Genomic DNA, 23,136 nt, shown 5'->3' with positions numbered 1-23,136 from the left:
CGGTCGCCGTAGAAGCCCGAGGCGTTGCCGATGCGGATCACGGCCGCCGCCGGGGAGCGCGGCCCGCGCCGGGAGCGCCGGCGAACGCCTGCGCGATCGGCGCCCAGGCGCCCGCGGCCTCGCCGACCACGGTGACGTCCAGGTCGTCGCGGTGCCGCCGCTGGGTGGCGAGCAGGCAGAAGTCCAGGGCGGGACCGGTGATCCGGTCCTCGGCGTCCTCCGGGCCCCACGTCCACGCCTCGCCGTCCGGCGCGACCAGCTCCACCCGGACCGGGACCCGCGGCGCGGTCAGCCCGTTGACCACGAACGACCAGCCGAACGTGCGGACCGCGATGTGCGCGACGTGCCTGAGGCGGTGGGTGGGCTCGCGGGTGACGCCGAGCGCGTCGGCCACGTCCTGGCCGTGCGCCCACGTCTCCATCAGCCGGGCGGTGGCCATGGACGTCGCGCTCATCGGCGGACCGAACCACGGCATCTTGACGCCCGGCGGCAGCGCCGCGAGGGCTTCGGCCAGCTCGACGCGGCCCGCCCGCCACTGCGCCAACGTGACCGGCTCCCGTGCGCCCTCGTCCACCGCGTCCGGACTGGCGCCCCTCAACGCCTCGGCGAAGGCCTCCGGGTCGCGGGCGGCGAGCGCGGCCACCCGGTCGGTCCAGCGCAGGTGGCTGATCTGGTTGGCGATCGTCCACCCCTCGGCGGGCGTCGGGACGGTCCAGTCGTCGAGCGGCGCGACCAGGTCGTCCAGCACCCGGCTCTCGGCCCGCAGGTCGTCCAGGAGTTCGGTGATCACGGTGCCTGCCCTTCGAGGAGTTCCTCCAGCACCCGCGCCCAGTGCCGGACGATGCGGCTGCGCCGCTTGCCGTCGTCGGTGAGCTGGTTGGCCAGCGCGAGGCCGCGCACCAGGTCCAGGGTGAGCTGCACCGTCTCGCGGACGCCCGGCTTGGCCTCGTCGGCGCCCAGCAGCTCGACGGCGAGGCGGTGCGTCTCGCGGCCGAGGCGGACCTCCAGCGGCACCACCACGGTCTTGAGGTCGGGATCGGTGCGCGCGGCGACCCACAGCTCCAGCGCGGCGGTGAACAGGTCGCTGGCGTAGAAGTCGGCGATCAGCTCGACCACGGCGACCGTGCTGCCGTTGACCCGGCTCGCGCGCTCCTTCAGGTCGAGGACGCTCTCCGCGCCGAGGTGCTCGACCGCGGCGGCGACCAGCTCGCCGCGGGTGCGGAAGTGGTGCAGCTGGGCGCCGCGCGACACACCGGCGCGTTCGGCCACCTCCGTCGTCGTCGTGCCCGCCCAGCCGCGCTCGACCAGGCACTCGACCGTGGCCTCCATGAGCTTGCGCCGGGTCTCGCGGCTGCGGTCGGCCTGGCGCCTGGTGTCCCGCTGGCCGGTTTCGGTGGACATGCGGCCGAGTGTCGCGCCCCCACTAACAAACAGTCAAGACTGATTGTTAGTTGGGCGGCGAACGCGCCCGCCCCGGACCGGTCCGGGGCGGGCGCGGCGTGGGCACTCCCCTCCCGACTACCAGCCGCCCTGGACCATGGTCTGGAACCGCCACGTGCCGTCGGCCTTCACCAGCAGGTCGCCGTATCGCACGACCTGGGAGAACTCACCGGCGGTGATGGTCGCGTCGGTGATCACGAACACCAGGTCCGCGTTGACGAACACCGGGGTCCGGACCGACTCCATCCGCACGTCGCCGTCGCCGAGCGTGGCCCCCATGTCGGCGAGGAACCGCGCCCGGTCCCACGACTGCGCCGACCCGTCGGTCACCGCGTTGACCGGGAACAACGCCATGTCGGCCATCGCCTCGACGTCCTTGGCCTCGGCCAGGGCGTCCCACTTCTCGAACCACGCGAGCACGCCCGCCACGTCTTCGTCGGTCGGCACGAACCCCGCTCCACTACCCGGCACAGCACTCATGTCGTACATTGTACCGTACGCTGTACGGCGACGACCGCGCTCGACCGCCGAGAGGCCTTCACGGGAGTGGCGGCGCAGGTCAGGCGGGCCAGGCGGCCAGGGCGAGGTCGACCATCCGGTGCAGCCGCCCGGCGTCGACGCCGTCCGCCGCCTGCACCGAGATCCCCTGCGCGACCAGCACCACGAACTTCGCCAGGTCCGCCGCGTCCGCCCCGGCGGGGAGGTCGCCCTCGGCCTGGGCCCGCTCGAAGCGGTCCCGCAGCCCGGCCTCGCCGTCGCGCCGCCAGTCGGCGAGCCGCTCGCGGGTCGCCTCGGCGTCCGCGCCCATGGCGAGACCGCCTTGCAGGCTCAGGCAACCGGCGGGACAGCCGGGCGTGGTCGACACCTCGACCGCGCCGCGCAACATGCGCTCGGCGGCGGCCCGGGCGGTCGGCCGGTCGAGCGCGTCCCGCACGTGGACCGCCTTGCGGTCGGTGTAGTGCTGCAACGCCTTGCGGAACAGCGATTCCTTGTTGCCGAAGGCCGCGTACAGACTGGGGCGGTTGATGCCCATCGCCTCGGTCAGGTCCGACAGGGCCGCGCCCTCGTAGCCGCGCCGCCAGAAGACGCGCACGGCCTGGTCCAGTGCCTCGTCGACGTCGAACTCACGCGGACGACCGCCGGCCATCGACCCATCACCTCGCTCCAGCCCTTGTCCGCACGGTACTCGATCGGGCCTGGTGAGGGCCGCCACACGTTCTTGACCGATCAGTACAGAACCTCAATTGTGTACCTCATGGTAAATAACTCGGGCAGGCTGGCCGGACGGCGTGCGCTCGTCACCGGCGGCACGCGGGGCATCGGTGCGGGGATCGTGCGGAAACTGGCCGCCGAGGGCGCGGTCGTGCTGACCACGGCCCGTTCGGCCGGCGACGCGGAACTGCCCGCGGGGGTGCTCTTCACCACCGCGGACGCGGCCGACCCGGACTCCGCGCCGCGCCTGGCCGACGAGGCGGTCAGGCAGCTCGGCGGGGTGGACATCCTGGTGGACAACGCCGGCGGCGGCCAGGCGAAGCCCGGCGGCTACGGCGACATCGACGACAAGGCGTGGCAGGAGGTCCTGGAGACGAACCTGCTCGGCGCGGTCCGGCTCGACCGCGCGATCCTGCCGGGGATGGTCGAGCGCGGCTCGGGCGTGATCATCCACATCTCGTCGTCCTCGGCGCACGTGCCCGTCGGCCCGCTGCTGCACTACTCGGCCGCCAAGGCGGCGCTGTCGAACTACAGCAAGGGACTGGCCGAGCAGGTGGCCGCCCGGGGCGTGCGGGTCAACCGGGTCTCCCCCGGCATGACCGAGACCTCGGCGGTGGCCGCGGTGATCGGCGACCTCGCCGCGAGCGCGAGCGGCGACCACGACGCCGCCCGCGCCGAGTTGGTCGAGCTGATCGGCGGCATCCCGATGGGTCACACCGGCACGCCGGAGGACATCGCCAACCTGGTGGCGTTCCTGGTGTCCGACGAGGCGTCCTGGATCACCGGGGCGGACTACGTCATCGACGGCGGCACCCTCAAGGCCGCGTAGCCCGCGTCGACCGGCGCTCGACCGGCCCTCGACGGTCCGACCCCCGGCGGCTCGCCCGCGGCGGTGCCGGCAGCGGTCCGAACAGCGGTGCCGCGGTGATCGGCCGCCTTGTTCGATGGGTGCGGGCCGACGAGGGCCGACGAGGAGGTCGCAGTGGCGGTGTCGCGGCGGGACGTGTTGTGGTGGACGGGCGCGGCGGTGGCCGCGGGCGGCGCGGTGGCAGCGGGGGGCGCACCGGCGGCGGCCGGGCGCGGGAGGTGGGCGCGGTTGCGCGCCCACCTGGCCGGCGAGCTGCTGCTCCCCGGTGACGGCGGCTACGACGCCGCGCGGCTGCCGTTCAACTCGCTGTTCGACCACCACCGGCCGGCCGCGATCGCCCGCTGCGTGCGCGTGGAGGACGTGCAGCGGTGCCTGGAGGAGGCCCGGCGCGGCGGGGTCCGGGTGGCGGCGCGCGGCGGCGGGCACAGCTACGCCGCCTACTCGACCCCGCACGACGGCCTGGTGGTCGACCTCGGGCCGATGAACGGCGTCGAGGTGCGGCCCGACGGCACCGCCGTGATCGGCGCGGGCGCACGCCTCGGCGACGTCTACGCGGCGCTGGCGGCGGCCGGCCGGTGCCTGCCGCTGGGCAACTGCCCGTCGGTCGGCATCGCCGGCCTCACCCTGGGCGGCGGCCTCGGCTGGGTGGACCGCGCGTACGGCCTCACGTGCGACTGGCTGCGGGCCGCCCGCGTGGTCACCGTCGACAGCCGCCGGGTCACCGCCTCGGCGGACCGCGAACCCGACCTGTTCTGGGCGTTGCGCGGAGGCGGTGGCGGCAACTTCGGCGTGGTCACGTCCTTCGAGTTCGCCACCGCGCCCGCCCCGGAGGTGCTCACCGTGTTCCGGCTGCGGTTCCCGGCCGGGTCGGCGGCCGACGTGCTCGGCGCGTGGCAGCCGTGGAGCTCCGGCGCGCCCGACCACGTGTCCAGCACCTGCGTGGTCCTGCCCGACGGGTCGGTCGACCTCACCGGCTGCTCGACCGGACCAGGAGGACCGCTGCTCGCGGAACTGGCCCGCCTGGGCCTGGACGCGCCGCTCGAGCACGCCGAGGTCGACTACCCGACCGCGACGGCGATCATGACCCAGGGCCACCCGCCCCGCAACGCCTTCCGCGCGTCCTCACGCATCGCGGACGGCCTGTGGGACGACCCGGCGGCCGTGGCGGGCACGGTGCGGGACAAGGGCAGCGCGCTGCTCATCGTGGGCGCGCTCGGTGGCGCGATCGACCGGCTCGGCCCCACCGACACGGCCTACCCCCACCGCGGCGCGCCGACGTCCGTCGAGGTCTTCGGCACCGTCGGCGACCTGCCGCGCGAGCAGGTCACCCGGGAGGTGGACGACGCGCAGGCGGAGCTGGCGGGCCTGATCGGCGCCGGCACCTACATCAACTACCTGGACCCGGAGCAGGAGGACTGGGCGCAGACGGCCTACCGGCACAACCTGCCCCGGCTGCGCGCCGTCGCCCGCCGCTACGACCCGGACCGCGTGCTGCGGTTCCCGCAGGCGGTCAGAGGGCGTTGATCTCGACGCTGCCCAGGCGTCGGACGGGCGCGCCGCGCTTCGCCACCGCCAGCATCGCCCGACCGAGCTGCTCGGTGGTCGTGGTGTGCCCGGGCAGCAGTCGGGACAGCACCGGGTACAGCCGCCGCGCCACCGCGTACAGGCCCCGGTACCAGCGGACCTTCGACTCGACGCCGTGCAGCGGCTGGATGAAGCCGGGCCGGAACGCGTACCCCTGGAGCGGCAGGGCGATCACGTCGTCCTCGGTGCGGCCCTTGACCCGCGCCCACCTGGCGCGGCCGTGCGGGTCGGTGCCCGCGCCGGAGACGTAGACGAACGTCGACCCCGGGTTCACCTCGGCGAGCACGCGGGCGGCGGCCAGCGTGTAGTCGTAGGTGATGTGCTCGTACTCGCGCGGCGGCCTGCCGACGGACGACACGCCCAGGCAGTAGAAGCACGCGTCGTAACCGGTGAGCCGGTCGGCCACCCCGGTGAAGTCGGTGAAGTCCCGGTGGGTCAGCCCGGTCAGCTTCGGGTCGGACACGCCGGTGCCGCCGCGGCCCACCGCGAGCACGGCCGTCACGTCCGGGTCGAGCAGGCACTCGCGCAGCACGCCCTGCCCCACCATGCCGGTGGCGCCGAACACGATCACCTTCATGCGGCGAGCGTAGCTCTAGAGGAGGGTCAGCTGCTCCTGCACGACCGGGGCGGTCGGGGTCGAGGCGGGCAGGCTGCCCTCGGGCCACACGCCCTCGTCGTCGCCCGGCACGCCGACCGCGTCGCGGCCGCCGCGCGCGTCCAGGCCGTGCCGCCGCAGCAACGGCTGGAGGCGCTCCGCCAGCCACCGCCGGTACCGGACGTCCACATAGGACCCGCGCGCGTACAGCCGCCGGTAGACGTCCACCAGGTCCGGCCGCTCGCGCGCCAGCCACCGGGCGAACCACTCGCGCGCGCCCGGCCGCAGGTGCAGCGGCAGGACCGTCACGCCCGTGGCGCCCGCCTCGGCGATCGAGGCCAGCAGCTCGTCCAGCTGCTCCACCGAGTCGGTCAGCCGGGGCAGCACGGGCGCGACGAACACCCCGCACGGCAACCCGGCGTCCCGGACGCGGCGCACCAGCTCCAGCCTCGCCTGCGGGCTGGGCGTGCCCGGTTCCAGCCCGGACTGCAGCTCGCGGTCCAGCAACGCCAACGACACCCCGATGCCCACCGACACCGAGGTCGCCGCCCGCGCCAACAGCGGGATGTCCCGCGACAGCACCGTCCCCTTGGTGAGGATCGAGAACGGCGTGCCGGAGTCGGCCAGCGCCCGGATGATGCCCGGCATCAACGCGTACCGGCCCTCGGCCCGCTGGTACGGGTCGGTGTTCGTGCCCATCGCCACGTGCTCGCGCCGCCACCGCTTGGACCGCAGCTGGCCTTCGAGCACCTCGACCGCGTTGACCTTCACCACGACCTGCGTGTCGAAGTCGTGCCCAGCGTCGAGGTCGAGGTAGGTGTGCGTGTTGCGGGCGAAGCAGTTGTGGCTGACCAGGCCGTTGGCCACGAAGTCGCCGGTGCCGGTGGTGATGTCGTACAACGTCCGCGTCACGCCCAGCGACTCCACCGACACCACCGCCAGGTCGGGCGTCGCGGGCACCGCCACGCCCTCCACCGCGTTGCCGCACGACACCGCCGGGCCCACCAGGTGCAGGAACCGCAACCGCTCGGCCAGCCCGCCGGTGATCCGCACCCCGCGCACCTCGACCACGTGCGGCACTCGCAGCCGCATCAGCGCCAGCACCGCCGCCTCGAACACCGCGCTGTCCGAACTGGACATCACCAGCTCGCCGCCGCTGGAGCTGCCCCGCCCGTCGAACAAGCCCGCCAGGAAGCCCTTCGACCACTCCTCCCCCGGCTCGACCGGTCGGTCCACCAGCTCGCTCTCGCGCGGCACCCCGCCGCCGGCGAACTCGCGCACGCGGCGCAGCACGTCCGGGTCGCTGGGCAGGCCGCCGCGCACCGCGCCCCACAGGTAGCCCACGCGGTACTCCCCGCCCTGCGCGGGCGGCGTGGCGAACCGGCCCGTCCCGACCAGCCGGGAGCCCTTGACCAGGAACGGCCGCTCCTCGAAGTCGTCGCACCGGCCGGGTGTGACGTGCTTCCAGCCCTCGTCGGTGAGGAACCGGTGGTCGCCGCCCGCCACGACCTGCGTGCCGTCGCTCAACGTGACCCGGTAGGCGGGCTTGGAGGTCTTCCAGTGCGCCTGCACTCGGGTCACCGCGAACCGGCCCTGCGACGTGCCGAACACCTCCTCGCCGACGGCCAGGTCGGCGATGGGCTTGGTGCGGCCGTTCGCCAGCAGCACCGGCGTGTCACCCGTCAGGCAGTACGTGCAACCGTGCGTGCACCCTCGGTAGGGATTGACCGTCCAGCCGAACGGGAGACCGCCGCCAGGCACTTTGTTGAGCACGGACTTGGCGTTCACCTCGTGGAACACGACGTCGGCGAAGTCGGGAGTTCGTACGCTGCGCACCAGCCCCGGCAACCCCGGCAGAGCCTGCTGCCGGTCCGCCCCGTCCTTCTGCCCGTCCCATCGCATGTCCACATTCGAACACGTGTTCGAACAACGGTCAATCGGAGTGCCCGTGTCTGTGCTGGACGTCATCCTGTGGCCCTTCAACAACGCCGCGTTCACCTTCGCCGGCGCCCCCACGAGCTGGGGCGAGGTGGCCGGTTTCGTGACCGGCGCGCTCTGCGTCTGGCTGGTGGCCCGGCAGAACGCGCTCAACTGGCCGATCGGCATCCTCAACAACCTCGCCTTCCTCGTGTTGTTCGCGACCAGCGGCCTCTACGCGGACTCCGGCCTCCAGGTCGTCTACGTGGTGCTCGCGCTGTACGGCTGGTGGGCCTGGCTGCGCGGCGGCGTCGAGCACACCCCGCTGCCGGTCAGCCGGACCACGCGCGAGCAGTGGTGGTGGCTGCTCGCGGCCGGCGTGGCGGGCACCCTGCTGCTGGTGTGGCTGCTCACCTCGGTCAGCAACTCGACCGTGCCGTGGGCGGATTCCGTGACCACCGTGCTCTCCCTGCTGGCCACGTGGGGCCAGACTCGCAAGAAGGTCGAGTGCTGGTGGCTGTGGATCGCCGCGGACGTGATCTACGTTCCTTTGTACGCCTACAAAGACCTGTGGCTGACCGCGATCCTCTACGTCGGCTTCATGGCTCTGTGCGTGCTCGGCCTGCGCAACTGGACGAAGGCGTTGCGCCAGGACGAGTCGGTGCCCGCGTGACCGACTTCGACCACGCGCTGGTGCTCGGCAAGTTCTACCCCCCGCACGCCGGCCACCACCATCTCATCCGCACGGCCGCCGCGCGGAGCCGACGCACGACCGTGACCGTGTTGGCATCGGGCGCGGAGTCCATTCCGGTCGCCGACCGCGTGTCGTGGCTGCGCGCCGAGCACGCGGGCACGCCCGGTCTCGTCGTGCTCGGCGACGTGGACGACCACGAGATGGACTTCCACAGCGACGCGGTGTGGGAACTGCACATGGGCGTGGCGCGGGCGGTGCTCGCGCGGCGGGCCATCCTGGACGGCGACCCGGCGTCCGCGGCGGTCGACGCGGTGTTCTCCAGCGAGCGCTACGGCGACGAGATGGCCAAGCGGCTGGGCGCCCGGCACGTGCTGGTGGACCTCGACCGCGGCGCCGTTCCCGTGTCGGGGACGGCGGTGCGGGCCGATCCGCGCGGGCAGTGGGGCCGGCTCGGGCGGGCCACCCAGGTCGGGCTGTGCGCCCGGATCGTGGTGGTGGGGGCCGAGAGCACGGGCACGACGACGTTGTCGCGGCAGTTGGCGGAGGCGTTGGGCGCACCGTGGGTGCCCGAGTACGGGCGGGAGCACACCGAGCTGAAGCTGGCCGCCGCACGGGCGTTCGACCCCGGCGCGGGCGTCGACGGTCTGGTGTGGACGGTCGGCGACTTCCAGGACGTGGCGCGCAGGCAGCGGGAGCTGGCCGACGCGGCGGTCGACGGGCCGATCCTGGTGTGCGACAACGACTCGTGGGCGGCGACCGTGTGGGGCCACCGGTACCTCGGCGCGCCGCGCACGGACATCGCGCCGGACGCCCACCGGCCCGCCCTGTACCTGCTGACCGATCACGTCGGCGTGCCGTTCGAGCAGGACGGGTGGCGGGACGGTGAGCACCTGCGGCCGTGGATGACGGGCCTGTTCCGGGTCGGGTTGGTGGGGAGGGGCGTGCCGTGGCGGCTGGTGACGGGGTCGCCGGAGCAGCGGCTGCGGCAGGCGCTGGCGGCGTGCGAGGAGGCGGTGGCGGCGCACTTCCGGTTCGCTGATCCTCTGACGCCGGTGACGTGAGGCGGTGGGGTGAGGTGGGCCGTGGGTGAGGTGGGGTGGTGCGGGGGTCCGCTCAGATGGTGGTGAGGACTTGGTCCAGGGACTTGCGGACCAGGTTCGGCACCACGCAGTCGTCGGCCGGGTAGCCGATCGGGATCACCGCGAACGCCTTCTCGTTGCGCGGGCGGCCCAGCACGTCGCCGAGGAACTTCATCGGCGACGGCGTGTGGGTCAGCGCGGCGAGCCCGGACAGGTGCAGGGCGGTCAGCAGCATCCCGACCGCGATGCCGACCGACTCGTCCACGTAGTAGTGCTTGCGTCGGCCCCCGTCGGGCTCCAGGTGGTACCGCTGCTGGAACACGACGACCAGCTCCGGCGCGTCGGTCAGGTGCGGCTTGACGTCGTCGGTGCCGAGCGGGCGCAGCGCGTCCAGCCACTCGTCGCCGAGCCTGCCCCCGTAGGAGACGCGTTCCTCGTGCTCGGCGGCCTCGCGGATGCGGCGACGCACCGCGGGGTCCTTGACGAGCACGAACGTCCAGGGTTGCTGGTGGGCGCCGCTGGGCGCGGTGGAGGCGACCTCGATGGCGTCGCGCACCACCTGGTCGGGAACCGGGTCGGAGGAGAACATGCGCACCGTGCGGCGGTCCCTCATGCGGGCGCGCAGGTCGGCGGCCGTGCGCAGGGACTCGTCGACCGGCATCCTGGCCGGTCGGTACGGGACCGGCTCGAAGGACCGGCCGTGGATGGGTGTCCAGTTCGTGGTCACGCGGCGAGCGTGGCACCCACGAGGTCCCGGTTGAAGGGTTCGCCCCGAAATTCGCACCGAACTGTCCGACATGCGGACGACTGGGGTGGGCGGGCAGTATGTGCGCGTGCGCGCCAAGGACCTCATCGCCGCCCATGGACACGGCCACGGGCACGGCCCCGTCGAGCCGGCTTCCCGACCCGTGCGGAAACTGCTGCTGGTCCTGCTGCTGCCGCTCGTGCTCGCGACCGTGGTCGGCGCGCTGCTGCTGTACCCGTTCGGGCACGAGCAGCGCACGGGCGCGGAGGCGGGGCTCGCGCAGGTGCCCGTGCGCGGCGACGTGACGGCCGTGGCGAAGGGCGGGTGCGGCCCGGACGCGGGCGAGGTCGGCGGCACCGGGTGCGTGCTGGTGACCGTGAAGATGAGCGACGGCGTGGCGACGGGCCGGGAGGTCCGGGTCCCGGTGCCGGACCAGCCGGGCACGCCGACGTTCACCGTCGGCGACGCCGTGGTGCTCTCCTTCGGCGGGGGCGACCCGAACGACAGCACGTCCTACCAGCTGGCCGACTTCCAGCGCGGAGCGCCGTTGCTGCTGCTGGGCGTGCTGTTCGCGGCGGCCGTGCTGCTGCTGGGCCGCTGGCAGGGCCTGGCGGCGCTGGGCGCGCTGGCGTTGAGCTTCGTGGTGCTGGTGCTGTTCGTGCTGCCCGCCATCCTGGCCGGGGAGAGCCCGCTCGCCGTGGCCGTGGTCGGCGCGGGGCTGATCATGTTCGTGGTGCTGTACCTGACGCACGGGCTGTCCGCGCGGACGTCCACGGCGGTGCTGGGCACGTTGGTCAGCCTCGCGTTGATCGGCGTGCTGGGCGCGCTGTTCTCGGCCTTCGCCAAGCTGACCGGGCTCGACCAGGAGACGGCGAACCTGGTGTCGCTGCTCGGCCACGGCATCGACACGCGCGGGCTGCTGCTGGCGGGCACGATCATCGGCGCGCTCGGCGTGCTGGACGACGTGACCGTGACGCAGACCAGCTCGGTGTGGGAGCTGCGGCGGGCCAACCCGGCGCTGGGGTTCCGGGAGCTGTACGCGGCGGGGTCGCGGATCGGCCGCGACCACCTGTCGTCCGTGGTGAACACGCTGGTCATGGCCTACGCGGGCGCGGCGCTGCCGTTGCTGCTGGCGTTCATGCTGTCGGGGCGGACCCTGGGCGAGATCCTGACCGCGCAGGAAGTGGCGCAGGAGGTCGTGCGGACCCTGGTGGGCAGCATCGGGCTCGTGGCGGCGGTGCCGATCACGACCGCGTTGGCGGCGTGGGTGGCCGGTCGTGAACCGGTGGGTGAGCCCGGCTCGGGTGGGGCGGGTGGCTCGGGTGGCTCGGGTGGGGCGGGTGGCTCGGGTGGGTCGGAGGACTTGGTTGAGCCGGTGCGCGAGCGGGCTGTCGCTGATCCGCTGTGGCGCAAGCACGTGCGAGGCGACCTGCGCACCGGCTACGACCCGGCGAAGGGACCGTGGCGTCGCCCGGCTACCTCGCCAGCAGGACCAGCGACAACGCGATCGCGGCGGGCACGGACTGCACGAGGAGGATCCGACGGCTGACCGTCGCCGCCCCGTACAGGCCCGCGATGATCACGCAGATCAGGAAGAACACCGCGAACGCGAACCCGGTCGTGCCGCGCGCGATCAGCGCGAAGATCAGCCCGGCCGCCAGGAAGCCGTTGTACAGGCCCTGGTTGGCGGCCAGCACCTTCGACTCGGCGGCGAACTCGGGCGTGGTGCCGAACGCGGCACGGCCGCGCGGGGTGTTCCAGAGGAACATCTCCAGCACGACGATGTAGAGGTGGATGGCCGCGACGAGCGCGGTGAGTACGTCTGCGGCGAGCTGCACGGATGGGTACCGTACCGGCCTGCCGCGAACCGTGCTGGAGGACCGGGAGCGGCGCACGCGGTCGTTACCGGGATAATCACCGGGTGGGACGGATCCGGAAAGCCGACGACACCATCAGCCGGGAGGTCGACTCGGGCATCGCGGAACTGATCCCGGACCCCGACGTGCCGAGGGCGTGGATGCTCCGCCTCAACGGCACGCCCCAGTCCCACGTCGACCTGGACGACCCGGGACACCTGGAGTTCGAGTACCTGCGCCGGTTGGGTCACGTGGCCGATCTGGTCGCGCCGGGCAGCGAGCCGATCCGGGCGTTGCACCTGGGCGGCGGCGCGCTCACCCTGCCCCGGTACATCGCGGTGACCCGACCGCGGTCCAGCCAGCAGGTGGTGGAGATCGACGCGGCGCTGGTCGACCTGGTGCGCGGCGTGCTGCCGCTGGACCGGAACTGGCGGCTGCGGATCCGCAACGGCGACGCCCGGGCGGTGCTGGAGAAGGCGCCCGAGGCGGCGTTCGACCTGGTGGTGACGGACGTGTTCGCCGGGTCGCGGACACCGGCGCACCTGACGTCGGTGGAGTTCGTGGCGTTGGCGTCGCGGGCGCTGCGGGCCGGGGGTGTCTACGCGGCCAACATCGGTGACGGAGGGAAGCTGGCGTTCGCCAGGGCCCAGGCCGCGACGGTCCGGGCGGTGTTCCCGCACGTGTGCGTGCTGGCCGAACCGGCCGTGTTCAAGGGGCGGCGGTTCGGCAACTTCGTGCTGGTCGGGTCGCACGTCGAACTGCCGGTGGCGGCGCTGACCCGGCTGACGGCCGGCGACCCGTTCCCCGGGCGGGTGGAGCACGACGATTCGCTGATCCGGTTCATCGGCGGCGCGCCGGCCACCACGGACGCGACGGCGACCCAGTCCCCCGCCCCGCCGAAGGGCACGTGGGGTCTGCCGGACGATTGAACCGGACGTCAGGACCAAGACGTTTCAAGGTTCGTGGGACCGCATGATCCGGTTGGCTTTGGCGGCGGCGCGGACGACGTCGTCCCACCTGGGGTCGGCGAGGTAGGCCGCGTCCGACTGGGCGCCCAGGTCGTCGATCAGCGCGGAGAACAACTCGCCCAGTTCGGCCAGTGGTTCGACCTCGTCGGGGTGGAGGACGCTCCCCACGGCTGACGCCGGGTCGGGCAGCACCGCGGAGTCGTCGAACAGGATTCGGAGAGCGATTCGACGGCGGCCAGGACCTGGGTTCGGATTCCGGGGTATTCGATGGTGGTCATGGCGGTCCTGGTGGTCATGGTGGCTCCGGGTGGAGGAAAGATAAAAGAGTCCTCGCCGGACGGGCAGATCAGCAGGATGACCGGGTTCGTGGTGATGTGCCGGGTCCGTTGTGGGTCGGGTTTCGTGTCATCCCACCGACCTCCCTACGGGCTACCACACGTATCAAGGGGGCGGCCCCCGGTGAATGCCGCGGGCAGAGGTGAACCGGCCCCCTTGACACGCGCGGTAGGGCGGAGCCAGGTCGGCGGGATGACACGAAGCCCTTCCACTGGGGAGAGCAGGCCAGTGGGCGATCGTGGGAAGAGCGGGCCAGTGGGCGATCGGCGGGGTGGTGGCGTCAGCGATACGTAAGAGGCTGATGGGATTATCCGGGATGTCGGCCTGCGCGGTTCTCGTCCGGGCCGACGGGGAAGACGCAGGGGCCCGCTACTCCTCTCCCGAGTAGCGGGCCCCTGCGTGTTCGTGCGGGTGGGTCAGGCGACCGCGACCGACTCGAACTTGACTTCCTTGTTCGGCTTGCCACCGCCCGGGCTCGGGTCGAACGAGCCGTCGTGGCCCGCGCGGGCCACGTCGTCGATCAGCTTCAGGCCCGCCTCGTCGATGCTGCCGAAGACGGTGTAGTCGGGCGACAGCTGGGCATCGCCGTAGACGATGAAGAACTGGCTGCCGTTCGTGCCCTTCTGCGTCGCCTGGTCGAGACCGGCGTTCGCCATGGCCAGGTAGCCGCGGCCGTAGGTCAGTTCCGGCCAGGTCTCGTTGTCGAACGTGTAGCCGGGGCCGCCGGTGCCGGTGCCCGTCGGGTCACCGCACTGGAGCATCTGGAGGCCTTCGGTGCCGATGCGGTGGCACGTGCTGCCGTCGTAGTAGCCCTGCTTGACCAGGCTGACGAAGCTGTTGACGGCGCACGGCGCGAGGGCGCGGTCCAGGGTCAGCTTCAGCTCGCCGATGTTGGCCTTGATGGTGGCGGTGGCGGTGCCGGTCGCGGAGGCGCTCGCCTCGGGGGCCTTGGTGCCCTCCTTGGAGGCGGGCTCCGTCGACGCGCGGTACTCGCACGTGGCCGGGTCCGCGATGGGCGTCGGGCGCGTCGGGAGCGCCTTCACCTCGGTCGGGATCTCGATCGGTGCCGGGGTGGTCGAGCTGGCGGCGGCATCGTCGCCGGTGCTGCTGAAGTCGGTCGTGGCGAGGAAGTAAACACCGCCCGCGATCACGACGACGATGACCGCCGTCGCGACGACTGCGATCACCCGGCGCCGCTTCGCGCGCTCCGCCCTGCGGACGAGCTGGCGTTCCAGCTTCCGCTTGGCCTGCTCGCGGCGCTGCACGTTGGTCGGCACCTGCAACCTCCCTGATCTCTGCGTCGACGGCGACGATCGGTCAGCAGTCTAGGGGGCACGTATGTGACTGGTGTATGCCGGATAGGCTGCTTGACGTGGTCCACAGCGATCCGTTGTCGATCCGTTGCCGTCGAGAGGTGATCCCGTGCTGGTGATCGGGTTCCCGACCGGCGCTCTCCAGGCCAACTGCTTCGTGCTGGCCACGGGCGCGGGCGGGCCGTGCGTGGTGGTCGACCCCGGCCAGGACGCGGCCGAGCCGGTCACCGAGGCGTTGCGCGAGCACCGGCTCTCGCCGGTCGCGGTGCTGCTGACGCACGGGCACTTCGACCACACGTTCTCCGTCGCGCCCGTCTGCGACGGCAACGACGTCCCGGCGTGGATCCACCCCGACGACCGCGAGATGCTGTCCGACCCGCTCAAGGGCATGAGCGCGCAGTCACGGGCGGCCTTCTTCGGCGGCAAGCTGGAGATGCGGGAGCCGCGCGAGGTGCGCGAGCTGGCCGACGGGGCCGAGCTGGACCTGGCCGGTCTCCGGCTGACCGTCGACCACACACCCGGCCATACCGGCGGGTCGGTGATGTTCCGCGCCGGCACCGAAGAGGGCGGACGGCTCGTGCTGTCCGGCGACACCCTCTTCGCCGGCTCCATCGGACGCACCGACCTGCCGGGCGGCGACCACCGCGAGATGCTGACGTCACTGCGCACGAAGGTGCTGACGTTGGCCGACGACACGGTGGTGCTGCCCGGCCACGGACCGACGACGACCATCGGTCGCGAGCGCGTGAGCAACCCGTTCCTGCTGGAGCTGGGCTCACCGGGCGCGCCGGACGCACCGCACCGAGGACTGTAGAGAACAGTGACGACCCCCTTCGCCGCCCCCAAGGGCGTTCCCGACTACTTCCCGCCCACCTCGGCGTCGTTCCTGGCGGTGCGCGACACGCTGGTGGAGTCGGCCCGCCGCGCCGGCTACGGCTACATCGAGCTGCCCGTCTTCGAGGACACCGCGTTGTTCGCGCGGGGTGTCGGCGAGTCGACCGACGTGGTCAGCAAGGAGATGTACACGTTCACCGACCGGGGCGGGCGGTCCATCACGCTGCGGCCCGAAGGCACCGCGGGCGTCATGCGGGCCGTCATCGAACACGGCCTGGACCGCGGCCAGCTGCCCGTGAAGCTCGCGTACGCGGGGCAGTTCTTCCGCGCCGAGCAGCCCCAGGCGGGCCGCTACCGGCAGTTCCACCAGGTCGGCATCGAAGCCGTGGGCGTCGACGACCCGGCCTTGGACGCCGAGGTCATCGCCGTGGCCGACGCCGGGTTCCGGGCGCTCGGGTTGACCGGTTTCCGGTTGGAGCTGACGTCGCTGGGCGACTCGACGTGCCGCCCGCAGTACCGGGAGAAGCTCCAGGAGTTCCTGGCGAAGCTGCCCCTGGACGAGGAGACGCGCCGGCGTGCCGAGCTGAACCCGCTGCGCGTGCTGGACGACAAGCGGCCGGAGGTGCGCGCGCTCGTCGCCGACGCGCCCCTCATGGTGGACAACCTGTCCGCCGAGTCGCTGGCCCACTACGAGCAGGTCAAGGGCTACCTGAACGACCTGGGCGTGAAGTTCGTGGAGAACCCGCGGATGGTGCGCGGGCTGGACTACTACACGAAGACGACGTTCGAGTTCGTGCACGACGGGCTGGGCGCGCAGTCCGGCATCGGCGGCGGCGGGCGTTACGACGGCCTGATGGAGCAGCTCGGCGGGCAGCCGCTGTCCGGCGTCGGTTTCGGCCTCGGCGTGGACCGGGCGCTGCTCGCGTGCCAGGCCGAGGGCGTCTCCCCGGGTGACGTGACCCGCTGCGACGTCTACGGCGTGCCGTTGGGCGAGGCGGCGAAGTCGCGGCTGGTCGCGTTGTCCGCGCCGCTGCGCGCCGCCGGCGTCCGGTTCGACCTGGCTTACGGTGGCAAGGGCCTCAAGGGCGCGATGAAGGGCGCCGACCGCTCCGGTGCGCGTTTCGCGCTGGTGCTGGGCGAACGCGACATCGAGGCCGGCGTCGTGCAGGTGAAGGAGCTGTCGTCGGGCGACCAGCGCGAGGTGCCGCTGGTGGACGTGGTGACCTCGGTACTGGAGGCGTTGGGCCGGTGAGCGAGCGGATTGCCCTTGACCTGCTCGACCCCAAAGCGGTGCGCAAGCGCGCACGCACGGTGGCCATCGGCGCGCTGATCGTCGCCGCCGCGTTCGGCGGGTTGCTGGGGCTGCTCGCGGGCCGGACGGCCGGCCTGGTCACGGCGGCGGTCTTCGCCGTCCCCCTTCTCCTGCTGGCCTGGTCGGAGGCCCGCCGCAGGGTGTGGCTGGAAGGCCACGTCCTCTCCGTCCGGGCCTTCGGCACGCGTTCGGTGGACCTGCACACCGCCGACCAGCTGGACCTGCTGGTGACCGACGTCCGAGGCGCCCGCACCGTGGGCCTCTTCGTCCGCGGCGGCGGCAAGGCGATCAACCTCGCCCTGGCCATCTACGCCGGCACCGGCGGCCGTGAGCAGGGCATCCTCCCGCTGCGCAACCTGGCCGACGTCCTGGCCGGCCGGGGTGACGCGCCGGGCCTCGTCTTCTCCGAACTGCTGGTCGCCCAGCTCCGCGCCGAAGCCCGGGGCCTCGCCGCCGCCGACCGCCCCCTCTACCAACTGGGCTCCATGGCCCCGACCGGTCGCCTGGCGCAGAAGCTGAACCCGGACGCCATCTCCCGCTTCGTCTCCACCCTCGACCAGCCCTGACCGTCACATCCCCATCCCGATCCCGCCCATGTTGTCCGGCTCACCCCTGGGTGGCCTCGTCGGGATGGGCGGCGGCCGGAACAACCCGGCCACCTGGCGGTCCGGATAACCGGCGAACAAGTCGTGCAACGCGACCGCCGCACCCGCACCACCGCCCTCGGCGAGGGCACGTGCACGCTCCCGGCCGAGAGCAGTGGTCTCGTAGCGATCCGACCCGTGCCGCCTCCGGACCAGGTCCTTGAGGCCGTAGGGCCGCCCGGCCGTGAAGATCACCGGGAACAACGCCCCGAAGGCAGTGGCCAGGCAGGGTGTGAAGGCGATGAGCACGGCGGCCGAGCCCACCGTGACGGCGATGGCCGCCACCATCGCCCGCGGAGCCCACCGGAGCCCCGTGTAGAGATCGCGGCGGCGGAGCAGATCCGAGTCCACCAGCGCCCGCACCAGCCGGTCCAGGTCACCGGTGTCCCGACGCCTCCCGATGACCCGGGACTCGAAGTCGTCCCGCGCCTGCGCTCCCGGCACCGGCGTGATCTCGACGGAGTCCTCGCCCTCGGCCAAGGTGATCGCCCCACGCGCGTGCAGCCTGGCCACGGCCACGGCCCACGTCCGCTGAACCCCGGCCGCCATCACCGCGACGGCGTAGTCGACCGGCAACCCGTCCGGCAGCACGAGCGGCCGCCGCCGCGCCCGCACCCGCCGCCACCGCTCCCGGCACCACACCCACAGCAACGGCCCCAACGCGACCGCCACGACCAAGCCGTACCCGACCACGCCCAAGACCAGCCCGAAGAGCCCCACAGCGCCATCGTCGTGACCACTCGACCCGCCGTCAGCAACCGAACGGGTCACACCCGACAACCCCCCGCCGACCCCACCTCTCTTTCCCCAGTGAAAGGGCTTCGTGTCATCCCGCCGACCTGGCTCCGCCCTACCGCGCGTGTCAAGGGGGCCGGTTCACCTCTACCCGCGGCATTCACCGAGGGCCGCCCCCTTGATACGTGTGGTAGCCCGTAGGGAGGTCGGTGGGATGACACGAAACCCGACCCACAACGGACCCGGCGCATCACCACGAACCCGGTCATCCTGCTGATCTGCCCGTCCGGCGAGGACTCTTTTATCTTTTATTCAAACCCCGGTCAGGACTTCCTGACCTTCATCTTCAAACCCCGGTCAGGACTTCCCGACCTTCATCTTCAAACCCCGGTCAGCACTCTCCGACCTTCAACCCCGAGCCTTCCGGAAGCCGACACCCCAGCTCAAGTAAGCGGCGTGCGCCCCGAACAGCACTACCCAGAGCCCGGTGAGCAGTCCCGGCACGTGCGACTCGTCGCGGGCCACGAACTCCTGCACCGGCCAGGCCAGGGCGAGGCACCACAGGAGCGCCAAGACGCCCGACACGGCGGCCCTCGCACGCCGGTTCCGCCGGGCGACGGTGAAGTCGTGGAAGGCGAAGACGATCAACAGCAGGACGCCGCCGACGACGCACTCGAAGGGCTCCCACGCGCCTTCGGCGGACGAGGTGCTCAGCACGGCGGCGAGCGCGGCGGCCAGCAGCGCCACCTGGTCGACCTTCATCGACGCCCCGGCCTTGGCCTCCTCAGCCTCGGACTCGGCCCTCGATCCTGCCCCGGACTTGGCTCCGGCTTTGGCTCCCATCGACCCCCCAGTCCGACCCCAGTCCGACCCCCAGTCCGAGCAGCACGGCGGCAGCGCGCTGTCGACACCGACGTCGACATCGGCCCTGGAGCCGGCGCTGTCAGCCGATCACGACGCCGACGTCACCCGGTACACGTCGTACACGCCCTCCACGCTCCGCACGGCCTTCAGCACGTGGCCGAGGTGCTTCGGGTCGCCCATCTCGAACGAGAACCGCGACACCGCGACCCGGTCCCGCGACGTCGTCACCGAAGCCGACAGGATGTTCACCTTCTCGTCGGCCAGCACCTTCGTCACGTCCGACAGCAGCCGGTGCCGGTCCAGGGCCTCCACCTGGATCGCCACCAGGAACACCGAGGACGACGACGGCGCCCACTCGACGTCCAGCAGCCGTTCGGGGGTCCTGAGCAGCTCGTCCGCGTTGGTGCAGTCGGTCCGGTGCACCGACACCCCGCCACCGCGGGTCACGAAGCCGAGGATGTCGTCACCGGGCACGGGCGTGCAGCAGCGCGCCAGCTTGACCCACACGTCGGCCGCGTCCTTGACGATGACACCCGCGTCGCCGGTGACCCGGCGCCGCGCCACGGTGGACGGCGTGGACCGCTCCGCCAGCTCGTCCTCGGCGTGCTCGACGCCGCCGAGCTGCGCGACCAGCCGCTGCACGACGTGCCGCGCGGAGGTGTGCCCCTCCCCCACGGCCGCGTACAGCGCCGACACGTCGGGGTAGTGCAGTTCCTTCGACAGCGCGCCCATCGAATCGGCCGAGACGAGCCTCTGCAGCGGCAGCCCGACGCGTCGGACCTCCTTCGCGATGGCGTCCTTGCCGACCTCGATGGCCTCTTCCTTGCGCTCCTTCGCGAACCACTGCTTGATCTTGGCCTTGGCCCTGGGCGAGGCCGCGAACGACAGCCAGTCGCGCGACGGGCCCGCGCCCTCCGCCTTCGAGGTGAAGATCTCGATGACCTCGCCGTTCTCGAGCTTGCGCTCGAGCGCGACGAGCCGACCGTTGACCCTGGCGCCGATGCACCGGTGCCCCACCTCGGTGTGCACGGCGTACGCGAAGTCGACCGGCGTGGACCCGGTCGGCAACGTCACCACGTCGCCCTTCGGCGTGAAGACGAAGATCTCCCGGGCGGCCAGGTCGAACCGCAGCGACTCCAGGAACTCGCCCGGGTCGGCGGCCTCGCGCTGCCAGTCGAGCAGCTGGCGCATCCACGCCATCTCGTCGACCTCGACGCCCTTGCCGGTGTGCGTGCCCCGGGTCTCCTTGTACCGCCAGTGCGCCGCGATGCCGTACTCGGCGGTCCGGTGCATGTCGTAGGTCCGGATCTGCACTTCCAGCGGCTTGCCGTCCGGTCCGATGACCGTCGTGTGCAACGACTGGTAGACCCCGAAGCGGGGCTGCGCGATGTAGTCCTTGAACCGGCCCGGCATCGGCTGCCACAGCGCGTGCACGACGCCCATCGCCGCGTAGCAGTCGCGGACCTCGTCCACCTGGATGCGCACGCCCACCAGGTCGTGGATGTCGTCGAAGTCCCGACCGCGCACGATCATCTTCTGGTGGATCGAGTAGTAGTGCTTGGGCCTGCCCTCGACCTTGGCGGTGATCCGGGCGCCCTCCAGCTGCTGGGACAGCTCCGTGATGACACCGCCCAGGTACGTGTCCCGGGACGGCGCGCGGTTGGCCACCAGGCGCACGATCTCGTCGTACTTCTTGGGCTGGAGGATCGCGAACGCCAGGTCCTCCAGCTCCCACTTGACCGTGGCCATGCCGAGGCGGTGCGCCAGCGGGGCCAGCACCTCCAGCGTCTCGCGCGCCTTGCGGGCCTGCTTCTCCGGCGGGAGGAACCGCATGGTGCGCATGTTGTGCAGCCGGTCGGCGAGCTTGATGACCAGCACTCGCGGGTCCTTGGCCATGGCGATGACCATCTTGCGGATGGTCTCCGCCTCGGCCGCCGCGCCGAGCTTGACCTTGTCGAGCTTGGTGACGCCGTCCACGAGGAGCGAGACCTCGGTGCCGAAGTCGACCCGCAGCTGGTCGAGCGAGTAGTCGGTGTCCTCCACCGTGTCGTGCAGGAGGGCCGCGACCAGGGTGGTCGTGTCCATGCCCAGCTCGGCCAGGATCGTCGCCACGGCGAGCGGGTGCGTGATGTAGGGGTCGCCGGACTTGCGCCGCTGGGGGCGGTGCTTCTCCTCCGCCACGTCGTAGGCGTGCTGGAGCAGCGCCAAGTCGGCCTTGGGGTGCAGGTCGCGGTGGACGGCCGCCAGCGGTTCGAGGACCTGTTTGACCGGCGCGGCGCGCTGGGCGGTGATCCGACGTGCCAGCCGCGCGCGCACGCGCCTCGTCGCCGACGGCGGCCGTGCGGGCACGGGCTGCGACGTCTGGGCGGGTTCGGTGTCCTGGCTCAACCACGCTCCTCGGGTCTAGGAACCGAGGATAACTCCGTTGGCGGCCTCACTCCGGCGGCGAGCCGATGAGCGGTGCAGTTCACACGGTGAGCAGCACCTGTGATTCACCTGGACCAATCGGTTCCACCAGGCTCAACCCGACGGCTGGTCGTTCTCGATGGCCGTCAAGAACGCCGCGAACCTCTCCTGGGGGCCTCACGCGAACCCCGTCCGGGGCACTCATCCGCCCCGCTTCCGGTCGCTTGCCGTCCCTGACCGGTCAAGACGTCGATGGACACGGTCAACCGGCTGCTGTCCGGCGGCCACCTGCCGCGGCCGCCCAGTGCTCCTGGCGATCAGGATGGCGGTCGAGGCGACCGCGACCGCTTCGGCGTGTCGACCGAGCCCGCGCATGGCAGCCGTGGGCGCTTGGCAGCGAACCGGGCGCGCAAGCCGGAAACCGCGGCGGCACCGCAACGGCTCGAACGGACATCCTCACCGTCGTGACTTCGCATCACTGTCTGCACGGCGAACGGGCGACCTGACCGACAGGACGGAAACAGGACGAAAACTGGACAAGCGGGACCACCGGCCAAGAGCATCCGAATTATGAGGAGTTCGCACTTCCCGGTCGCCCGTCCACCGAGCCATTCGACTGACGGCATACCACGCCTTCGACAGAGCGTTCACCAAGGCATCAAGCGCCATCCAAAGCGGTGGTCCATCCGGGGGTACACCACTACGCCATGTCACGTATCATCGGGACTTGCCTTCACACCCGGCCACCTCGACCGACAGTTCCGCTCGCCTTGGACTATGGTTGCCCGAATACATCTCCTGCCAGTAAGCTGGCGGACTACCATTCACGTTACCGGGGAGGCAGGTGGCGCGCCATGTCCACACGATGGGAAGCCGATCCTCGAGCAACGCTATCACGACGACTGGGCAAATCTGCGAAAACTCTCGGAATGACCGACGAAGCCAATGGCTGTCCGGACATCTGGGAACTCAGCAATGGTGATATCGCCGTCATCGGCCGCGACCTGTCGGCGACGTACCGCCACAACCTGCCCGACGACGTGACCATCGCACCCGATGAGCGACTGGTCGTGATACCTCGCGCCATGCTGCTGTCGACGAAACCGGACCTGCCCGATGCCTGACCGCGTGGACAGAGTCGAGGGCGAGACCTTCGACCTCGCCTCCTACCAGCACGAGTTCAACCGGCGGTTCGAGCGGATGACCGACTCGATCTCGTGGAAGTTCGAACGGCAGCAGACCTTCAGACAGCCCTCCAGCCCGAGCTGGACCGCGTTCTCCGTCGGCGACTGGGCCGAGGCGGTGCGGCTGCTCGAAGCCAACCGCCCGAGACTGACCAAGATGTTCGACGGCCTGTCAGCTCGCGGGTCCGCCCTCCACCGGGTCAGGATCGTCGAAAAGCCGATCAGCCCGTACCTGCACTGGGAACTTCATTCACTGCGCATCCGCGCCCAGTGCGGCGAACACATACGCGTCGCTCCACCGGATTCTTTCCGACACCTCGAAGAGAGCCACCCCCTGCCGGAGATCATCACCATCGGGGTCGACGGTTTCTTCGAGATACTCTACGACTCGGACGGCATCCTCACCGGAGGCATGTGGGTGGCTGATCGCGATGCGGTGACGAACTGGGTCGACCACATCAGATCGCTGTACGACTCGGGCGAGCCGCTCCTGGACTATTTCGACAGAGAGATCAAGCACCTCCCCCCGCCGACCGGGCAGCAGTGAGCG

Annotated in this window: 24 protein-coding genes; 11 read left to right on the top strand and 13 right to left on the bottom strand. The window is 71.7% G+C overall.

Features of this window, described 5'->3' with window-relative positions; translation table 11 throughout:
* Positions 1–37 precede the first annotated feature (37 nt).
* The 4 genes from IOD16_RS08345 to IOD16_RS08330 form a co-directional block, all read right to left on the bottom strand.
* Entirely contained in the window at positions 38–790 is a 753-nt protein-coding gene (locus IOD16_RS08345; RefSeq protein ID WP_201439567.1) for a TIGR03084 family metal-binding protein, read from the bottom strand.
* Positions 787–1,401: a TetR/AcrR family transcriptional regulator gene (locus tag IOD16_RS08340; protein ID WP_123742787.1), complete on the bottom strand. Its 615-nt coding sequence runs from the start codon at positions 1,399–1,401 to the stop codon at positions 787–789. The genes IOD16_RS08345 and IOD16_RS08340 overlap by 4 nt, the downstream gene beginning before the upstream one ends.
* Before the next feature lie 117 nt (positions 1,402–1,518).
* A complete protein-coding gene (locus tag IOD16_RS08335; protein ID WP_201439566.1) occupies positions 1,519–1,920 on the bottom strand; it encodes a nuclear transport factor 2 family protein in 402 nt (133 codons plus the stop codon).
* Between the two features lie 79 nt (positions 1,921–1,999).
* The gene (locus IOD16_RS08330; RefSeq protein ID WP_201439565.1) at positions 2,000–2,587 is read right to left on the bottom strand and encodes a TetR/AcrR family transcriptional regulator; all 588 of its coding nucleotides are present in this window, start codon (positions 2,585–2,587) and stop codon (positions 2,000–2,002) included.
* 108 nt (positions 2,588–2,695) lie between these two features.
* Between IOD16_RS08330 and IOD16_RS08325 the strand changes: the two genes are divergently transcribed.
* Positions 2,696–3,481 carry an SDR family oxidoreductase gene (locus IOD16_RS08325; RefSeq protein WP_201439564.1) on the top strand — a complete coding sequence of 262 codons (786 nt, stop codon included), beginning with the start codon at positions 2,696–2,698 and terminating at the stop codon, positions 3,479–3,481.
* 153 nt (positions 3,482–3,634) lie between these two features.
* Complete coding sequence (locus IOD16_RS08320; protein ID WP_236594825.1) at positions 3,635–5,044, top strand: FAD-binding oxidoreductase; 1,410 nt, start codon at positions 3,635–3,637, stop codon at positions 5,042–5,044.
* Here IOD16_RS08320 and IOD16_RS08315 read toward each other — a convergent pair.
* Positions 5,031–5,681, bottom strand: coding sequence for an epimerase (locus IOD16_RS08315; protein ID WP_236594824.1), 651 nt, complete (start codon positions 5,679–5,681; stop codon positions 5,031–5,033). The genes IOD16_RS08320 and IOD16_RS08315 overlap by 14 nt on opposite strands.
* A 15-nt stretch (positions 5,682–5,696) precedes the next feature.
* Positions 5,697–7,601: an intein-containing Rv2578c family radical SAM protein gene (locus tag IOD16_RS08310; protein ID WP_201439563.1), complete on the bottom strand. Its 1,905-nt coding sequence runs from the start codon at positions 7,599–7,601 to the stop codon at positions 5,697–5,699.
* A 46-nt stretch (positions 7,602–7,647) separates the two neighbouring features.
* Here IOD16_RS08310 and pnuC point away from each other — a divergent pair, with 46 nt between their 5' ends.
* Both pnuC and IOD16_RS08300 read left to right on the top strand, forming a co-directional pair.
* Positions 7,648–8,289 carry a nicotinamide riboside transporter PnuC gene (gene pnuC, locus IOD16_RS08305; RefSeq protein ID WP_201439562.1) on the top strand — a complete coding sequence of 214 codons (642 nt, stop codon included), beginning with the start codon at positions 7,648–7,650 and terminating at the stop codon, positions 8,287–8,289.
* On the top strand, positions 8,286–9,371 hold the full coding sequence (locus IOD16_RS08300; protein ID WP_201439561.1) for an AAA family ATPase: 1,086 nt from the start codon (positions 8,286–8,288) through the stop codon (positions 9,369–9,371). The genes pnuC and IOD16_RS08300 overlap by 4 nt, the downstream gene beginning before the upstream one ends.
* Positions 9,372–9,423: 52 nt before the next feature.
* Here the strand turns inward: IOD16_RS08300 and IOD16_RS08295 are convergent, their stop codons facing one another.
* Positions 9,424–10,050 (bottom strand): nitroreductase family protein, encoded by a 627-nt coding sequence (locus tag IOD16_RS08295; protein ID WP_236595134.1) that lies wholly within the window; start codon positions 10,048–10,050, stop codon positions 9,424–9,426.
* 136 nt (positions 10,051–10,186) lie between these two features.
* On the opposite strand from IOD16_RS08295, the gene IOD16_RS08290 reads away from it, so the two are divergent.
* A complete protein-coding gene (locus IOD16_RS08290) occupies positions 10,187–11,683 on the top strand; it encodes a YibE/F family protein (RefSeq protein WP_201439559.1) in 1,497 nt (498 codons plus the stop codon).
* Here the strand turns inward: IOD16_RS08290 and IOD16_RS08285 are convergent.
* On the bottom strand, positions 11,610–11,972 hold the full coding sequence (locus tag IOD16_RS08285) for a DUF1304 domain-containing protein (RefSeq protein WP_201439558.1): 363 nt from the start codon (positions 11,970–11,972) through the stop codon (positions 11,610–11,612). The two genes, IOD16_RS08290 and IOD16_RS08285, sit on opposite strands and share 74 nt — an antisense overlap.
* A gap of 83 nt (positions 11,973–12,055) precedes the next feature.
* Here IOD16_RS08285 and IOD16_RS08280 point away from each other — a divergent pair, with 83 nt between their 5' ends.
* Complete coding sequence (locus IOD16_RS08280) at positions 12,056–12,919, top strand: spermidine synthase (RefSeq protein ID WP_201439557.1); 864 nt, start codon at positions 12,056–12,058, stop codon at positions 12,917–12,919.
* A 24-nt stretch (positions 12,920–12,943) separates the two neighbouring features.
* Here IOD16_RS08280 and IOD16_RS08275 read toward each other — a convergent pair whose 3' ends face one another.
* Together IOD16_RS08275 and IOD16_RS08270 are read right to left on the bottom strand one after the other, a co-directional pair.
* Positions 12,944–13,183, bottom strand: coding sequence for an SCO4402 family protein (locus IOD16_RS08275; RefSeq protein WP_442978113.1), 240 nt, complete (start codon positions 13,181–13,183; stop codon positions 12,944–12,946).
* Between the two features lie 527 nt (positions 13,184–13,710).
* On the bottom strand, positions 13,711–14,571 hold the full coding sequence (locus IOD16_RS08270; protein WP_201439555.1) for a peptidylprolyl isomerase: 861 nt from the start codon (positions 14,569–14,571) through the stop codon (positions 13,711–13,713).
* Positions 14,572–14,716: 145 nt separating this feature from the next.
* Between IOD16_RS08270 and IOD16_RS08265 the strand changes: the two genes are divergently transcribed.
* Genes IOD16_RS08265 through IOD16_RS08255 form a run of 3 tightly spaced genes read left to right on the top strand, consistent with a single transcriptional unit; the run spans position 14,717 to position 17,319 of the window.
* Positions 14,717–15,421, top strand: a complete 705-nt coding sequence (locus IOD16_RS08265) for an MBL fold metallo-hydrolase (RefSeq protein WP_201439554.1) — start codon at positions 14,717–14,719, stop codon at positions 15,419–15,421.
* Positions 15,422–15,427: 6 nt separating this feature from the next.
* Positions 15,428–16,693, top strand: a complete 1,266-nt coding sequence (hisS, locus tag IOD16_RS08260; protein ID WP_201439553.1) for a histidine--tRNA ligase — start codon at positions 15,428–15,430, stop codon at positions 16,691–16,693.
* Complete coding sequence (locus tag IOD16_RS08255; RefSeq protein ID WP_201439552.1) at positions 16,690–17,319, top strand: hypothetical protein; 630 nt, start codon at positions 16,690–16,692, stop codon at positions 17,317–17,319. Before hisS ends, IOD16_RS08255 begins: the two co-directional genes overlap by 4 nt.
* Before the next feature lie 3 nt (positions 17,320–17,322).
* Here IOD16_RS08255 and IOD16_RS08250 read toward each other — a convergent pair whose 3' ends face one another.
* The 3 genes from IOD16_RS08250 to IOD16_RS08240 all read right to left on the bottom strand — a co-directional run bounded on the left by IOD16_RS08250 (position 17,323) and on the right by IOD16_RS08240 (position 21,384).
* Positions 17,323–18,117: a hypothetical protein gene (locus tag IOD16_RS08250; RefSeq protein ID WP_201439551.1), complete on the bottom strand. Its 795-nt coding sequence runs from the start codon at positions 18,115–18,117 to the stop codon at positions 17,323–17,325.
* A 423-nt stretch (positions 18,118–18,540) separates the two neighbouring features.
* Positions 18,541–18,975, bottom strand: a complete 435-nt coding sequence (locus IOD16_RS08245; RefSeq protein ID WP_201439550.1) for a hypothetical protein — start codon at positions 18,973–18,975, stop codon at positions 18,541–18,543.
* Between the two features lie 108 nt (positions 18,976–19,083).
* Complete coding sequence (locus IOD16_RS08240) at positions 19,084–21,384, bottom strand: RelA/SpoT family protein (RefSeq protein ID WP_123742801.1); 2,301 nt, start codon at positions 21,382–21,384, stop codon at positions 19,084–19,086.
* A 947-nt stretch (positions 21,385–22,331) separates the two neighbouring features.
* Here IOD16_RS08240 and IOD16_RS08235 point away from each other — a divergent pair.
* Both IOD16_RS08235 and IOD16_RS08230 read left to right on the top strand, forming a co-directional pair.
* Positions 22,332–22,526, top strand: coding sequence for a hypothetical protein (locus IOD16_RS08235; RefSeq protein WP_236594823.1), 195 nt, complete (start codon positions 22,332–22,334; stop codon positions 22,524–22,526).
* Positions 22,527–22,530: 4 nt separating this feature from the next.
* Positions 22,531–23,133, top strand: a complete 603-nt coding sequence (locus tag IOD16_RS08230) for a DUF6879 family protein (protein WP_201439548.1) — start codon at positions 22,531–22,533, stop codon at positions 23,131–23,133.
* Positions 23,134–23,136: the final 3 nt, after the last annotated feature.

Origin of the sequence: Saccharothrix sp. 6-C (assembly GCF_016695385.1) — a bacterium.
Taxonomy (GTDB): domain Bacteria; phylum Actinomycetota; class Actinomycetes; order Mycobacteriales; family Pseudonocardiaceae; genus Actinosynnema; species Actinosynnema texasense.
Note: the sequence above shows the minus strand (reverse complement) of the source record. Positions and strands in the feature narration are given on the sequence as shown.

What these genes read in the sequence shown, in the direction of transcription:
- IOD16_RS08325 (WP_201439564.1), top strand. Translation starts at nt 2,696, where the DNA reads ATGGTAAATAACTCGGGCAGGCTGGCCGGACGGCGTGCGCTCGTCACC.
- IOD16_RS08290 (WP_201439559.1), top strand. Translation starts at nt 10,187, where the DNA reads ATGCGGACGACTGGGGTGGGCGGGCAGTATGTGCGCGTGCGCGCCAAG.
- IOD16_RS08330 (WP_201439565.1), bottom strand. Translation starts at nt 2,587, where the DNA reads ATGGCCGGCGGTCGTCCGCGTGAGTTCGACGTCGACGAGGCACTGGAC.
- IOD16_RS08295 (WP_236595134.1), bottom strand. Translation starts at nt 10,050, where the DNA reads ATGCCGGTCGACGAGTCCCTGCGCACGGCCGCCGACCTGCGCGCCCGC.
- IOD16_RS08245 (WP_201439550.1), bottom strand. Translation starts at nt 18,975, where the DNA reads ATGGGAGCCAAAGCCGGAGCCAAGTCCGGGGCAGGATCGAGGGCCGAG.
- IOD16_RS08335 (WP_201439566.1), bottom strand. Translation starts at nt 1,920, where the DNA reads ATGAGTGCTGTGCCGGGTAGTGGAGCGGGGTTCGTGCCGACCGACGAA.
- IOD16_RS08315 (WP_236594824.1), bottom strand. Translation starts at nt 5,681, where the DNA reads ATGAAGGTGATCGTGTTCGGCGCCACCGGCATGGTGGGGCAGGGCGTG.
- IOD16_RS08310 (WP_201439563.1), bottom strand. Translation starts at nt 7,601, where the DNA reads ATGCGATGGGACGGGCAGAAGGACGGGGCGGACCGGCAGCAGGCTCTG.
- IOD16_RS08235 (WP_236594823.1), top strand. Translation starts at nt 22,332, where the DNA reads ATGACCGACGAAGCCAATGGCTGTCCGGACATCTGGGAACTCAGCAAT.
- IOD16_RS08340 (WP_123742787.1), bottom strand. Translation starts at nt 1,401, where the DNA reads ATGTCCACCGAAACCGGCCAGCGGGACACCAGGCGCCAGGCCGACCGC.